Origin of the sequence: Streptosporangium sp. NPDC002721 (assembly GCF_042888905.1) — a bacterium.
GTDB lineage: Bacteria > Actinomycetota > Actinomycetes > Streptosporangiales > Streptosporangiaceae > Streptosporangium.
Map to the genome: position 1 here is coordinate 45,204 of NZ_JBIAQI010000004.1, position 13,937 is coordinate 59,140.

Genomic DNA, 13,937 nt, shown 5'->3' on the forward strand with positions numbered 1-13,937 from the left:
GTCCAACTCTCTTAATGCATGGAGTGATACCTTTCGTGCATGGCGTACACCTTAGAGCAGCTCCGCGGTCTGGTCGCGGTCGCGGAGGAGTTGCACTTCGGCCGGGCGGCCATGCGCCTGCGGATGACCCAGCCGCCGCTGAGCCGGCAGATCCAGAAGCTCGAGGCGTCCGTCGGCGTGCAACTGCTCGAACGGGACAACCGGCGGGTGGCGCTCACCCCGGCCGGTGAGGCCTTCCTCGGCGAGGCCCGGCGCATCCTGGCGATCGCCGAGGCGGCGCCCGACCTGGCGCAGCGGGTCCACTCCGGCTCCCGCGGGCTGATCCGCCTCGGGTTCACCGCCGCGTCCACCTTCGGGATGCTCGGCGGCCTGCTCGACCAGCTGGAACGGAAGCTGCCGGAGGTCCGCGTCGAGCTGTCGGAGATGGTGACCCGCGAGCAGGTCGCGGCCCTGGCCGGCGGGGATCTCGACCTCGGCCTCGCCCGCCCGCCGTTCGACTCCGAGCTGTTCGACTCCCGGCTGCTGCACCGCGAGGCGCTGCTGCTCGCGGTCCCGGCGGGACACGCGCTGACCGGCCTCGACCGGCCCGTGGTGGCGGGCGACCTCGCCGGTGAGCCGTTGATCTTCCACTCGCAGCAGAAGGCCCGATACTTCTACGACCTCGTGGTCAGCATGGTGCCGCTGACGCAGGAGCGGGTGATCCACAGCGTGAGCCAGGTGCTCACCATGCTCTGGCTGGTGTCGGCCGGTCGTGGCGTCGCCTTCGTCCCTGCCTCCGCCGCCCTCCTTCACATCCCGGACGTGGCGTACGTGCCGATCGCCACGCATGTCCCCGAACCGGTGGAGCTCCATCTGCTGTGGTCGCGGCACTCGCACAACCCGGCGCTCGGCCGGGTGCTGGCCGTCCTCGACACCGAGGTGCCCGCCTGAGGATTTTCGCCGTCGATGCTCCTGGGGTATTACGCGATACGGAAACACTCTTGGACAAGCATCGTCCTCGCTTCCTACCTTGGCCAGGTGACGCCGACTCCCCCCGCTGAACTCGCCGACCGCCTGACCACCGGCCTCCTCTCGTTCCCGGTCACGCACTTCGACGACCGGCTCGACTTCGACGAGCCCCGGTACCGCGAGCACCTCGCGTGGCAGGCCGGTTTCGGGGTCGCCGGGCTGTTCGCCGGTGGCGGCACCGGCGAGGGCTTCTCGCTCACCTCGGCGGAGATCGACGCCGTGGTCCGCGCCGCGGTCGGCGAGGTCGGCTCCCTGGTGCCGGTCGTCGCCCCCGCCACCGGGGGCACGTCCCAGGCGATCGCCCAGGCCGCCGCCGCGCAGCGCGCCGGGGCCGCCGGCCTGCTCCTCATGCCCCCGTACCTCACCGAGGCCAGCCAGGCCGGGCTGATCGCGCACGTCGGCGCCGTCTGCCGGGCGACCGACCTCGGCGTCATCGTGTACAGCCGGGCCAACGCCGTGCTGGAGGACGTCACCGTCGCCGAGCTCGCCGACCGCAACCCCAACCTCATCGGGCTGAAGGACGGGGTCGGAGACATCGAGCGGATGACGCGCACCTACGCCAGGGTCGGCGACCGGCTCATCTACATCGGCGGCCTGCCGACCGCCGAGACCTTCGCGCTGCCGCTGCTCCAGCTCGGGGTCAGCACCTACTCCTCGGCCCTGTACAACTTCGTGCCCGAGTTCGCGCTGCGGTTCTTCGACGCCGTCCGCGCCCAGGACAGGACCGCCGTCTACGGGATGCTCAACGACTTCGTCATCCCCTACCTCGACATCCGCGACCGTTCCCGGGGCTACGCGGTCTCCATCATCAAGGCCGGTCTCACGGCGGTGGGACGCGACGGCGGGCGGGTGCGGCCGCCGCTGACCGATCTGGCGGACGACGAGCGGGCCGACCTCGCCGCCCTGATCGAGAAGGTTGGACAAGGCACATGAGCGCGCGAACCCCCACGGTCGCCCGGGTCGAGGCGATCCCCGTCGCCGGGCACGACAGCATGTTGCTCAACCTCAGCGGCGCCCACGGCCCGTTCTTCACCCGCACGATCACGATCGTCACCGACAGCGCCGGGAACGTCGGCGTCGGCGAGGTCCCCGGCGGCGAGGCGATCCGCCGCGTCGTCGAGGCCGCGGGGGAGACGCTCGTCGGCCGTCCGGTCGCCGGGTACGCGAGCCTGCTGCGCGAGATCGGGGCCAGGTACGCCGGGCTCGACGCGGGGGGACGGGGCCGGCAGACCTTCGACCAGCGGACCACCGTCCACGCCGTCACCGGGCTCGAGTGCGCGCTGCTGGACCTGCTCGGGCAGCACCTCGGCGTACCCGTCGCGGAACTCCTGGGCGAGGGCCGTCAGCGCGACAGGGTGCCCGTGCTGGGGTACCTGTTCTACGTCGGCGACCGTACGCGGACGGATCTGCCGTACGTCGCCGAGAAGGACCCGGCCGACGACTGGGAGCGCCTGCGCCGCGAGACGGCGCTCACCCCGGACGCGATCGTCGGCCTCGCCGAGGCGGCCCGGGCGCGGTACGGCTTCGCGGACTTCAAGCTCAAGGGCGGGGTGCTCGCCGCGGAGGAGGAGATCGCCGCCGTACGGGCGCTCGCGGCGCGGTTCCCGGACGCGCGTATCACCGTCGACCCCAACGGGGGCTGGCTCCTCGCCGACGCCGTCGAGCTGTGCCGGGACCTCGGCGGCGTGCTCGCCTACGTCGAGGACCCCGTCGGCGCGGAGGGCGACATGTCCGGGCGCGAGACCATGGCCGAGTTCAGGCGCGCGACCGGCCTGCGTACCGCCACCAACATGATCGCCACCGACTGGCGGCAGCTCGCCCACGCGGTGCGCGCCGACGCCGTCGACATCCCCCTCGCCGACCCGCACTTCTGGACCATGCGCGGCTCGGTCCGCGTCGCGCAGATCTGCCACGACTTCGGGCTCACCTGGGGCTCGCACTCCAACAACCACTTCGACGTCTCGCTGGCGATGTTCACCCACGTCGGCGCCGCGGCGCCCGGACGGATCACCGCCCTCGACACCCACTGGATCTGGCAGGACGGGCAGCACCTCACCCGCGACCCGCTCCGCGTCCGCGACGGCCACATCGCCGTGCCGACCGCTCCGGGCCTCGGCGTAGAGCTCGACCGGGACGCGGTGGCGGCGGCCCACGAGCTCTATCTCGAACACGGCCTCGGCGCCCGTGACGACAGCACGGCCATGCAGTATCTGCTCCCCGGATGGCGGTTCGACCCCAAACGCCCCTGCCTGGTGCGCTGACCGAAGCGAGGAAGGACCGGACATGAGTGAAGTACAGGGCGACCGGATCGCCGAGATCACGCTTTCCTCCGTGACGCTGCCGCTCAAGGCCGCGATCAGCGACGCGAAGGTCCTCACCGGACGGCAGCGCCCGATGACCGAGGTGGCGTTCCTGTTCGCGGAGATCCGCACCGAGAACGGCCTCGACGGCGTTGGATTCAGCTACAGCAAGAGGGCGGGCGGCCCGGCCCAGTTCGCGCACGCCCGCCAGGTCGCCCCCGACCTCCTCGGCGAGGATCCCAGCGACATCGGGCGGCTGTGGACCAAGCTCGTGTGGGCCGGCGCGTCGGTGGGCCGCAGCGGCGCCTCCACGCAGGCCGTCGCCGCCATCGACGTGGCGCTGTGGGACCTCAAGGCCAGGCGCGCCGGCCTGCCCCTGGCCAAGTTGCTCGGCGCGCACCGCGACTCCGTCCGCTGCTACGACACCTCGGGCGGGTTCCTGCACGAGCCGATCGAACGGATACTGGAGAACGCCACCGCCTCGCGCGCGGCCGGGATCGGCGGCATCAAGATCAAGGTCGGCCACCCGTCCCCCTCGGTGGACCTCGGCCGGGTCCGCGCCGTCCGCGAGCACCTCGGCGACGACTTCCCGCTCATGGTCGACGCCAACCAGCAGTGGGACCGCCCCACCGCCCAGCGGGTCGGCCGGGCGCTGGAGGAGTTCGGCCTCGCCTGGATCGAGGAGCCCCTCGACGCCTACGACGCCGAGGGCCACGCCGCGCTGGCCCGCTCGCTGGACACCGCGATCGCGTCCGGCGAGATGCTCACCAGCGTCGCCGAGCACTACGAGCTGATCCGCCACGGCGCGGTCGACATCCTGCAGCCGGACGCCCCGCGCATCGGGGGCATCACGCAGTTCCTCCGCCTGGCGACCCTCGCCGAACACCGCAACCTGACGCTCGCCCCGCACTTCGCCATGGAGATCCACGTCCACCTGGCCGCCGCGTACCCGCACGAACCCTGGGTGGAGCACTTCGACTGGCTGCACCCGCTGTTCGACGAGCGGCTGGAGATCGACGATGGCCGCATCCACCTGTCGGCACGGCCCGGCCTCGGCGTGACCCTCAGCGACCAGGCCCGCGCCTGGACCGTCGACCGGGCCGTCATCCGGGGAGCCGGACCCGGGCGATCCTGAACGGTCCTGGTCGCGGGACCCCGTCGCGGGACCCCGTCGCGGGACCCCGTCGCGGGACCCCGTCGCGGGACCCCGTCGCGGGGCCATGTCGCGGCCCCTCGCGTGAGACGCCCGGCGGCGGGGGCGTCGCGAGCGGTCAGTACTAGGGTTGGGGAATGCCGCTTATGTCCCGCCGCGTCCTGTCGTGACCCGGGAGACCCGCACGCTGCCCGTCCTCGCCGCGGGGGCGGTCGAGATGCCGTTCGTGATCCTGGGCTGGAGCGAGACCATCGCCCGCGACACCACCTGGAGCGAGCACTCCCACCCCTTCCACGAGCTGCTCTGGAACGAGCGGGGCACGTCCACGGCCGTGGTGGGGGAGCGGGTCTGGACGGTGACCCCCTCCCTGGGCCTGTGGATGCCCGCGGGCACGCTGCACTCCGGCTCGGCGATCGTCGGCACCCGCTGCCGCGCCAGCTTCTTCGGCTTCGGCACCATGACCTCGATCTCCCCCACGCCCGTCGGCGTCGAGATCACTCCGCTGCTCCGGCTGCTGCTGGAGCGGCTCGCCGACACGGAGCTGCCCCCCGGCTCGCGGACGGTGACCGAGGCGATGGTGCTCGACGTGCTCACCCCCTCCTCGCGCGAGCTGCTCCTGCAGGTGCCCACCTCCGACCTGCTGCGCCCGATCGTCGAGGCGGTGCGGAAGGATCCCGGCGACTCGCGGACGCTGGCGGGCTGGGCGTCCCACCTCGGCGTGAGCGCCCGTACGATCACCCGTGCCTTCAACGCGGAGACGGGCACCAGCTTCGCGCGCTGGGTCGCCGCGGTGCGCGCCCAGCACGCGGTCGCGCTGCTCGCCCGGGGGTGGGAGGTCGACGTCGTGGCCGAGGAGGTCGGCTACCGCTCGGCGAGCGCGTTCGGCGCGGCCTTCCGGCGGACGACCGGGCTGACCCCGGGAGCGTTCCGGGCGCGGTGACCACGGCCGTTCCGCGGGTCCTCCTCCGGCCCTCGTGTCCCGATCCCGATAACGGGTGTCTCAAAAGCTTGATTGCGACAACTCGGTCATTCCTTCTAAGGTAAAAGAAAAGGTAAGGCTTACCTAACTAGATCAAAATCTGCCGCACTTGCGGTGCACCGCCCCACGGACGCGCATCGCGATCCGGACGTGCGAGGGCCGGCACCGGCGAAATTCTGAAAGTGGAGTACGGATGAAGCGTCCACGTAGCCTTCGCATCCTCACCGTGACGGCTGTCCTGCTGGGCCTCGCGGGCTGCGGCGGCCCGTCGGAGACCAGGACCGAGAGCGCGAGCGCGAGCGGCGGCCCGAGCACGAGCGCCGACGCGAGCGCGAGCGCCTTCCCCATGACGATCGAGCACGCGCTGGGCACGATCACCATCCCGGCGAAGCCGGAGCGGGTCGCCACGGTCAACTGGGCCAACCACGAGGCGCCGCTGGCCCTCGGCGTCGTCCCGGTCGGCATGGCCGCCGCGAACTTCGGCGACGACGACACCGACGGGCTCCTGCCCTGGGTGAAGAAGCGCCTGGAGGAGCTCCAGGCCAAGACGCCCGTGCTGTTCGACGAGACCGACGGCATCGACTTCGAGGCCGTCGCCGACACGAAGCCGGACGTGATCCTGGCCGCCTACTCCGGCCTGACCAAGCAGGACTACGACACCCTGAGCGACATCGCCCCCGTGGTGGCCTACCCGAAGGCCGCGTGGGCGACCCCGTGGCGCGAGATCATCCAGCTGAACAGCAAGGCCATCGGGCTCGCCGCCGAGGGTGACAGGCTGATCGCCGACATCGAGGGCGACATCGACGAGGTCGTCGCGAAGTACCCGCAGCTCAAGGGGAAGTCGACGATGTTCATGACGCACGTCGACCCCAACGACGTGAGCGAGGTCGGCTTCTACACGACGCACGACACCCGCACGCTGTTCTTCGAGGACCTCGGGCTCACGATCCCGGGCAGCATCGCCAAGGCCTCCGAGGGCACGGACAAGTTCGCCCTGACGCGGAGCGCGGAGCAGGTCGACCTGTTCGACGACGTCGACATCATCACCGGGTACGGGGACGACAAGGGCGAGCTGCTCGACAAGCTCCGCAAGGACCCGCTGCTGTCGAAGATCCCCGCGGTCAAGCGCGGCTCGGTGTACCTCCTGCCCGGCAGCACGCCCCTGGGCACCGCCGCGAACCCGACCCCCCTGTCGATCTCGTGGGTGCTGGAGGACTACGTCAAGGCGCTCGCCGGCGCCGCGGACAAGGTCAAGTGACGTCGGTCGACACCGCCCGCCCGCCGGACGCCGTCCTCGTACGGCGTCCGGCGCGCGTCCGGGTCCTGTGGCTGCTCGTCGCGGTCCTGGTCATGGTCGCGCTCACGGTGGTCTCCGTCGCGCTCGGCTCGCGTGACGTCGCCTGGTCCGACGTCTGGGCGGCCCTCGGCGGCGCGGACGACTCCCTCGAACAGGCGGCGGTCGCCAAGCGGATACCGCGTACCCTGCTCGCGATGCTCATCGGCGCCGCGCTCGGCCTCGCCGGGGGCGTCATGCAGGGCGTGACCCGCAACCCGCTGGCCGACCCGGGCATCCTGGGCGTCAACATGGGCGCGTCGCTCTCCGTCGTCACCGCCGTCGCGTTCTTCGGGCTCACGTCGCCGACCGGGTACATCTGGGCCGCGATGGCGGGGGCCGCCGTCTCGGCCGGATTCGTCTACGCCGTCGGGTCCCTCGGGCGCGGCGGGGCCACGCCCCTCAAGCTCGCGCTCGCCGGCGTCGCCACGTCGGCGGCCTTCGCGTCCCTGGTCAGCGCCGTCATCCTGCCCCGCAACGACATCGCCGGGAGCTTCCGGCTCTGGCAGATCGGCGGGGTGGGCGGCGCGTCGTACGAGCGCATCGGGCAGGTCCTGCCGTTCCTCGTCGTCGGCTTCGCCGTGTGCCTGCTGTCCGCGCGGGCGCTGAACTCGCTCGCCCTGGGCGACGAGCTCGCGGCCGGGCTCGGGGAGCGCGTGGCCGTCATCCGGGCCACGGCCGCCCTGGGCGCCGTCGTGCTGTGCGGGGCCTCGACGGCCGTCGCCGGGCCGATCGGCTTCGTCGGGCTCGTCGTCCCGCACGCGTGCCGCCTGCTCGTCGGCGTGGACCACCGCTGGCTGCTGCCGTTCTCCACCCTGGCCGGCGCGTCGCTGCTCACGGCGGCCGACGTCATCGGCCGCGTGGTGGCGCGCCCCGAGGACATCGAGGTGGGCATCGTGACGGCACTGATCGGCGCCCCGTTCTTCATCCACATCGTCCGCAGCCAGAAGGTACGTGACCTGTGAACGAGCCGGCCAACGGACGCGGCGGCGTCATACTCGCGGTCCCTGCGAAGGAGGGGCCGTGACCGCCCCCGCCGTCGCCCGGCCGGACGTCGTCCGGGCCGTCGCCCGAGGCCGTCGCCGGCGCGACTCCCGCCGCCGCGCCGTCATCCTGACGCTGGCGGTGCTCGTCGTCGCCGGGTTCGTCGTGACCCTGATGGCCGGGCAGACGTTCTACCCGCTCCGCGACGTGGTCCGCGTCGTCCTCGGCGAGCACGTCCCGGGGGCGTCCTTCACGGTCGGGCGGCTCCGGCTGCCCAGGGCCGTCCTCGCCGTGATCGCGGGATTCAGCTTCGGCCTGTCCGGGGTCACCTTCCAGACGATGCTCCGCAACCCGCTGGCCAGCCCCGACATCATCGGCATCAGCTGGGCGGCGAGCGCCGCGGCGGCTATCGCGATCGTGTCGCTGTCGCTCGGCGGGCTCCAGGTGTCGGCCCTCGCCGTCGTCTCCACCCTCGCCGTCGCCCTGCTGGTGTACACCCTGGCCTTCCGGGACGGTGTCGTCGGCACGCGGCTCATCCTGATCGGCATCGGGATCGCCGCGATCCTGGAGAGCATCACCTCCTACGTCCTGTCCCGGGCCGCCGAATGGGACCTCCAGGAGGCCCTGCGCTGGCTGACCGGCAGCCTCAACGGCACGACGTGGGAACAGGTCGTGCCGGTCCTCGTCGCGCTGGCCGTCTTCACCCCCGTCCTGCTGTCGCAGGCGCGCGACCTGTCGGCGATGCGGTTCGGCGACGACACCGCCGCCGCCCTCGGGGTCCGCGTCGAGCGCACCCGCATCACGGTGATCGTCGCCGCCGTCGGCCTGATCGCCTTCGCCACGTCGGCGGCCGGGCCGATCGCGTTCGTGGCGTTCCTGTCCGGGCCCATCGCGGCCCGGCTCGTCGGCACGGACGGCTCCATGCTCGTGCCCGCCGGGCTCGTCGGGGCCCTGCTGGTCCTCGTCGCCGACTTCACCGGCCAGTTCGCGTTCGACCTGCGCTACCCGGTCGGCGTCGTCACCGGTGTCCTCGGCGCGCCGTACCTCGTCTATCTGATCGTCCGCACCCATCGGGCCGGAGGCTCGCTGTGACCACGTCCCACTCCCTCGCGGCCGAGGGCCTCACGCTCGGCTACGGCGACCGCGTCGTCGTCGAGTCCCTCGACCTGATCGTGCCGTCCGGCGGGGTCACGGTCATCGTCGGCGCGAACGCCTGCGGGAAGTCGACGCTCCTGCGCTCCCTGTCACGGCTGCTCAGGCCCCGTGGGGGCCGTGTCGTCCTGGACGGCAGGGAGGTGCACCGCATGCCCGCCAAGGAACTGGCCCGCACGCTCGGGCTGCTGCCCCAGTCGCCGGTCGCGCCGGAGGGCATCACCGTGCTCGACCTCGTCGGCCGTGGCCGCCACCCCCACCAGGGGATCTTCTCCCGGTGGAACGACGGGGACGACGCCGCGGTGGCGGCCGCCCTGGAGGCCACCCGGACGACGGAGCTCGCCGACCGCGCCGTGGACGAGCTGTCCGGAGGCCAGCGCCAGCGCGTCTGGATCGCGATGGCACTGGCCCAGCAGACCGACCTGCTCCTCCTGGACGAGCCCACCACCTTCCTTGACGCCAGCCACCAGATCGAGGTCCTCGACCTGCTGACCGACCTGAACCGCACCCGCGGGACCACCGTCGTGATGGTCCTGCACGACCTCAACCTCGCGGCCCGCTACGCCGACCACCTCATCGCGCTCGTCGGCGGACGCGTCCACGTCTCCGGCCACCCGGCCGAGGTCCTCACCGAGGACAGCGTCCGCGTCGTCTTCGGCCTCGACAGCCGCATCATCGAGGACCCCGTCTCCGGCCGACCCCTGATGCTCCCCATCGGCCGCCACCACGTCCGGCCGCTGCCCGCGCCGTCCCCGGGTCACACGCGGGAGGCGGCTCCCTGACCGGCCTGCCGGGGGCGGCGGGCGAGGTACACCAGGGCGGGGGGCAGGTTGCGCCACACCGTCCGGCTGAGCACGACCTCCTCGAAGGTCGTACGAAGATCACGAAGGTGTTCTCGCGCGGGCGGTGCCCATCGCGTCCAGCGGTAGGCGAACTGGGTGAACACCCCGTCCCGGGCCAGCGAGCCGGCCACCAGCGGCAGCAGCCGCGCGCCCGCCACCGGCCGGAACGCGACCCAGGGCAGGCCGCTGACCACGACGTCGGCGGACAGGCCGCGCTCGGCCATCAACCCGGGCAGCTCCGCCGCGTGGGCGTGCACGACCTCCACCCCGGGGAAGCGGCGGTCGAGGAGCCCGGCCAGGCGCGGGTTGAGCTCGACGGCCAGATGGTGACCCCTGCCGCCCAGGCGATCCTGGATGACCCGGGTGAAGGCGCCGGTCCCCGGTCCCAGCTCGACGACCGTCGGCTCCCCGCGTTCGGGGATCGGCACGACCATCCGCTCGGCGAGCCGTCGCGAGCTCGGAGCGACCGTGGCGGTCAGCAGCGGGGACCGGAGGAACTCGCGAAGCAGGGAGGTGTCGCCGGAGACGCCGGCGGCGGGGCTGGTCGGTGTCACCGTGCGTGCTCCAGGGTCGTGGTCTCGTGTTCCGCACACTCATGCTTCCGACAGGGAGGCCACCGCCGTCACCCGGCCGGGGTGAACACCGGGAGACATCTCCCCGGCCCTCACCCCGGCTCTCACCCTGGCCGGAGGGATCGCCGTCACGAGGAGCCGACGACCTCGGGGGCCGGGCGGGTGGTCCACCCCTTCACGGCATCAGGTCGGGTTTGTTGGTGATGACGCCGTCCACCCGGTAGGAGGTCACGCGCCGCATCATCGCGGGATCGTCCACGGTCCAGGTGAAGACCTCCATGCGGTGGCGGTGGACGCGCCTGACGTACTCGGGGGTGAGCCTGTCGTAGGGCGGGTTGATCTGGTCGGCGAACCTCGCGAGTCCCGGGAGGTCGGAGATCGCGGGTGTGCCGATCAGCCCGATCGGGACCTCCGGCATGACCCGGTGGAACCTGCGCATCGAGTTCCAGTCGAACGACTGCACGACGAGCCGTCCGGGCCCCAGCCACGAGGGATGACGCCGCAGCTCGTCGGCGACACGGGTCTCGATGCCCCGGTAGAGCCCCGGCGCCTTGATCTCCAGCAGCAGGCCGAGCCGGCTCGCGCCCATCGCGCGCAGGGCCTCTCCGAGCGTGGGCACCGGCTCGCCCGCGTACTTCGCGCCGAACCACGAGCCCGCGTCCAGCCTGCGGATCTGCGCGAGGGTGAGGTCGCCGACCCTCCAGGGCGCCCGGCCGGGGAACACCCTCTCGGCGTCGGTGGTACGGGCCAGTGTCGTGTCGTGCATCAGGACCAGTTCGTGGTCCCTGGTCTCCTGGACGTCGAGTTCGAACATGTCGGCGCCCTGCGCGTCCGCCAGCTCGAAGGCCGCGATGGTGTTCTCCGGCGCGTACGCCGACGCCCCGCGGTGGGCGACCGTGGTGGGTGCGGGCGGCCGGGCGGCGGCCGGGGGAACGACCGCCGCCAGCACCGCCAGCGTGGTCATGACGGCGAGGCCGAGTCGTCGGAACATGGGTCTCCTCAAGGTCGGAGAACGTCCTACGACCCGAATCTGACCCGCCTTCATGACATCGAGTTGACAGTGGAGTGGTCCTCCGATGCCCGGTAGGTGAGCAATCGCCTCGGCATCGCAGTCCCGCCCGCTCACCGACGCCGGACGGCCCTGAGCTCGGCGAACTCCTCCACCCCGGCGCGGGTGGCGTCAGAAGAAGGACGGCGCGTCCGGCCTGACGCGCCTGTCGAACAGCCGCCAGGCCAGCACCTGCACGACGACGACGAGGACGAGCGCGCCGAGCCCGTAGGCGGTCAGCACCGCGAGGGCCCGCCCGCTCGCCGCGTGGGCCACCAGGCCGGGCGCGGTGACCAGCCCGGCCACGACGGCCGGGGCGCTCACCGCCACGGCGCTGAGCGCGAAGGTCCGGCCGCCCCCGTCGAACGGCCGGGAGCTGATCCGCCACAGCGCCGCCACGGCGCAGAGGAGGGGGAGCGTCGCCAGGACGCGGCCGGGACCGCCGGTGACGACGGCCACCGCCAGGCCGCCGCCCGTCGCGACGGAGGTCAGCACGAGGGCGAGCCGCGTCGCCCCGGCCCCGAGCCGCAGGAGGCCGGGAAGGAGACGGCCGGGCAGGCGACGGGCCAGGAAGACCGCGCCGTGCACCGCGAGCAGTACGGGCAGGGTCACCGCCCACAGCGCCGCGTAGGGGGCGAACAGCGTCCCGGCCGACAGCGGTGGTCCGGGCGGGCCGAGCAGCAGGTTGCCGACGACGAACCCCCACGAGACGGCCAGCAGCCCGCTGCCGCCGACGATCGCCCTCGCCCACAGGCGCCGCCAGGCGCGTCCCGTGCGGCGGAGCCTGAACCACAGCCCCGCGTCCCGGACGACCCATCCGACGAGGCCGGTGACGACGAACGGGTAGAGCCCCGAGATGATCTCTCCTTCCACCAGGGGGAACGCGCCCATCAGCACGCCCGCCACGGCGACCAGCCATACCTCGTTGGCCAGTACGAACGGCGCGACCGCGGCGAGGGAGACATCCGTGTCGTCCCGCGTGCCGTACCTTCCCAGCAGCAGGCCCGCGCCGAGGACGAACCCCTCCAGGACGAAGTAGCCGACCAGGACGAATCCCAGGATCAGTGACCAGACGACGTCCACGGCGTCTCCTCCCTTTCCGGCGACAGGTGGGTGGTGGCGGTGCCGGTCTCCGGCTCCGGGAGGGTCCTGGCGCCGAGTGTGAGCGCGTCCTCCTCCGGGCCGCGCCGGACGAGGTGGGCGATGAGCGAGTAGTCGACGGCGGCCAGGAGAAGCAGGACGGCCGTGAACGCGACCAGCGACCCGGTGATGGCCACCGTGCCGATGTCGCTGAGCGCCTCCTCGGTCCGCAGCAGGCCGTAGACGGCCCAGGGCTGACGGCCGACCTCCCTGACCACCCACCCGCAGACGACGGCGACGAACGGGAGCGGGATCAGGAACACCATCACGTACAGCAGCGGTCGCAGCCGGACGCTCCAGCGCCAGACCATCAGCGGGAGGAGGAGCAGGGCGAACAGCGCCAGTATCTGGCCGATGTAGATCATGACCTGACTGGCCTCGTGGATCCACGTGGGCGGGGTGAGGTCGCCCGGCCCGAACCGGGCGGCGAGCAGGGTCCGCGCCCTGGCGAGTTCCTCGTCGCTACCGCTGGTCAGCGCCGTCTTGGCGGGCTGGAAGCCGCCGATCACCGGGAACTGCGCGATGCCGCTGAACATGACCAGGGGCGTGGTCACGGCCGCCACCACCAGGCCCAGGCGCATCGAGCGGCGGAAGAAGTCGACGTCCCGCGTACGCCGGAGGAAGTGGTAGGCGCTGACGCCCGCCACGAAGAACGCCCCGACGCTCAGCGCCGCCGGCAGCAGATGCGCCAGGGTCACCGTCAGGGCGGGATTGCCCACCAGCGCGCCGAAGTCGGTCAGGCGGATGCCCGCCCCGTGCCGCTCGTACCCGACGGGGTGCTGCATGAAGGAGTTCGACACCATGATGAAGAACGCCGAGGCGTAGGCCGTCAGCGTGACGACGGCGAAGACGGCGAGGTGCGCGATCCGGGGCAGCCGGTGCCAGCCGAAGATCCACAGCCCGAGGAAGGTGGACTCCAGGAAGAACGCCACTAGGGTCTCCAGCGCGATGGACGCGCCGAAGACGTCCCCCGTCAGCTTCGCCAGACCGCTCCAGTTGAGCCCGAACTGGAACTCCATCACGATCCCCGTGACGATGCCGAGCGCGTAGTTGACGAGGTAGATCTGCCCCCAGAACCGGGTCATCCGCTCGTACACCGGCGCACCGCCGAACACCCACCTGGCATGCATGTAGAGGATCAGGGGCGTGAGACCGAGGGTCAGCGCGACGAAGAGGAAGTGCAGGCTCGTCGTCAGCGCGAACTCAAGCCTGGCGAGGTTGAGGGGCTCCATGCTCTCGCACGCTAGAGGCGTGCCCACCTACCGGTCGTCACCCTGAAGGAGCGCGGGAAAGCGCCGCCGGGTGTACGCGGCCCGCTCACCGTGCGCGGGGAAGCGCTGTCGGGTGTACGGCCCGCTCACCGGGCGGGGAAGCACTACCGACCGTGCGCGGCCCGCTCGCCGTGCGCCGGGAAGCGCCCTCCGGG

At 72.2% G+C, this 13,937-nt stretch carries 13 protein-coding genes; 9 read left to right on the forward strand and 4 right to left on the reverse strand.

Annotated elements, in window-relative coordinates:
• The first annotated feature begins 39 nt into the window (after positions 1–39).
• The 9 genes from ACFYWM_RS06360 (at position 40) to ACFYWM_RS06400 (ending at position 9,691) form a co-directional block, all read left to right on the forward strand.
• Positions 40–930, forward strand: coding sequence for a LysR family transcriptional regulator (locus tag ACFYWM_RS06360; protein WP_389909466.1), 891 nt, complete (start codon positions 40–42; stop codon positions 928–930).
• 87 nt (positions 931–1,017) lie between these two features.
• Positions 1,018–1,941: a 5-dehydro-4-deoxyglucarate dehydratase gene (gene kdgD / locus ACFYWM_RS06365; protein WP_389909468.1), complete on the forward strand. Its 924-nt coding sequence runs from the start codon at positions 1,018–1,020 to the stop codon at positions 1,939–1,941.
• Positions 1,938–3,269, forward strand: coding sequence for an enolase C-terminal domain-like protein (locus ACFYWM_RS06370; protein WP_389909472.1), 1,332 nt, complete (start codon positions 1,938–1,940; stop codon positions 3,267–3,269). Before kdgD ends, ACFYWM_RS06370 begins: the two co-directional genes overlap by 4 nt.
• Positions 3,270–3,291: 22 nt before the next feature.
• Positions 3,292–4,443 carry a mandelate racemase/muconate lactonizing enzyme family protein gene (locus tag ACFYWM_RS06375; protein ID WP_389909476.1) on the forward strand — a complete coding sequence of 384 codons (1,152 nt, stop codon included), beginning with the start codon at positions 3,292–3,294 and terminating at the stop codon, positions 4,441–4,443.
• Positions 4,444–4,627: 184 nt separating this feature from the next.
• Entirely contained in the window at positions 4,628–5,401 is a 774-nt protein-coding gene (locus ACFYWM_RS06380; protein WP_389909479.1) for an AraC family transcriptional regulator, read from the forward strand.
• 232 nt (positions 5,402–5,633) lie between these two features.
• Positions 5,634–6,698 (forward strand): iron-siderophore ABC transporter substrate-binding protein, encoded by a 1,065-nt coding sequence (locus ACFYWM_RS06385; RefSeq protein ID WP_389909483.1) that lies wholly within the window; start codon positions 5,634–5,636, stop codon positions 6,696–6,698.
• A complete protein-coding gene (locus ACFYWM_RS06390; protein WP_389909486.1) occupies positions 6,695–7,738 on the forward strand; it encodes a FecCD family ABC transporter permease in 1,044 nt (347 codons plus the stop codon). Before ACFYWM_RS06385 ends, ACFYWM_RS06390 begins: the two co-directional genes overlap by 4 nt.
• A 58-nt stretch (positions 7,739–7,796) precedes the next feature.
• The gene (locus ACFYWM_RS06395; RefSeq protein ID WP_389909489.1) at positions 7,797–8,849 is read left to right on the forward strand and encodes a FecCD family ABC transporter permease; all 1,053 of its coding nucleotides are present in this window, start codon (positions 7,797–7,799) and stop codon (positions 8,847–8,849) included.
• Positions 8,846–9,691 carry an ABC transporter ATP-binding protein gene (locus ACFYWM_RS06400; protein ID WP_389909492.1) on the forward strand — a complete coding sequence of 282 codons (846 nt, stop codon included), beginning with the start codon at positions 8,846–8,848 and terminating at the stop codon, positions 9,689–9,691. Before ACFYWM_RS06395 ends, ACFYWM_RS06400 begins: the two co-directional genes overlap by 4 nt.
• Here ACFYWM_RS06400 and ACFYWM_RS06405 read toward each other — a convergent pair.
• The 4 genes from ACFYWM_RS06405 to ACFYWM_RS06420 all read right to left on the reverse strand — a co-directional run bounded on the left by ACFYWM_RS06405 (position 9,667) and on the right by ACFYWM_RS06420 (position 13,743).
• Positions 9,667–10,305, reverse strand: a complete 639-nt coding sequence (locus ACFYWM_RS06405) for a class I SAM-dependent methyltransferase (RefSeq protein WP_389909495.1) — start codon at positions 10,303–10,305, stop codon at positions 9,667–9,669. The genes ACFYWM_RS06400 and ACFYWM_RS06405 overlap by 25 nt on opposite strands.
• 193 nt (positions 10,306–10,498) lie before the next feature.
• Positions 10,499–11,314, reverse strand: a complete 816-nt coding sequence (locus ACFYWM_RS06410) for a glycerophosphodiester phosphodiesterase (protein ID WP_389909498.1) — start codon at positions 11,312–11,314, stop codon at positions 10,499–10,501.
• A 189-nt stretch (positions 11,315–11,503) separates the two neighbouring features.
• Positions 11,504–12,454, reverse strand: coding sequence for a cytochrome d ubiquinol oxidase subunit II (locus ACFYWM_RS06415; protein WP_389909501.1), 951 nt, complete (start codon positions 12,452–12,454; stop codon positions 11,504–11,506).
• Positions 12,433–13,743, reverse strand: a complete 1,311-nt coding sequence (locus tag ACFYWM_RS06420) for a cytochrome ubiquinol oxidase subunit I (protein ID WP_389909504.1) — start codon at positions 13,741–13,743, stop codon at positions 12,433–12,435. Before ACFYWM_RS06420 ends, ACFYWM_RS06415 begins: the two co-directional genes overlap by 22 nt.
• Positions 13,744–13,937: the final 194 nt, after the last annotated feature.

Excerpts from the sequence above, each read along its gene's own strand:
- ACFYWM_RS06420 (WP_389909504.1), bottom strand. The coding sequence starts at position 13,743 with ATGGAGCCCCTCAACCTCGCCAGGCTTGAGTTCGCGCTGACGACGAGC.
- ACFYWM_RS06375 (WP_389909476.1), top strand. The coding sequence starts at position 3,292 with ATGAGTGAAGTACAGGGCGACCGGATCGCCGAGATCACGCTTTCCTCC.
- ACFYWM_RS06360 (WP_389909466.1), top strand. The coding sequence starts at position 40 with ATGGCGTACACCTTAGAGCAGCTCCGCGGTCTGGTCGCGGTCGCGGAG.
- ACFYWM_RS06410 (WP_389909498.1), bottom strand. The coding sequence starts at position 11,314 with ATGTTCCGACGACTCGGCCTCGCCGTCATGACCACGCTGGCGGTGCTG.
- ACFYWM_RS06385 (WP_389909483.1), top strand. The coding sequence starts at position 5,634 with ATGAAGCGTCCACGTAGCCTTCGCATCCTCACCGTGACGGCTGTCCTG.
- ACFYWM_RS06370 (WP_389909472.1), top strand. The coding sequence starts at position 1,938 with ATGAGCGCGCGAACCCCCACGGTCGCCCGGGTCGAGGCGATCCCCGTC.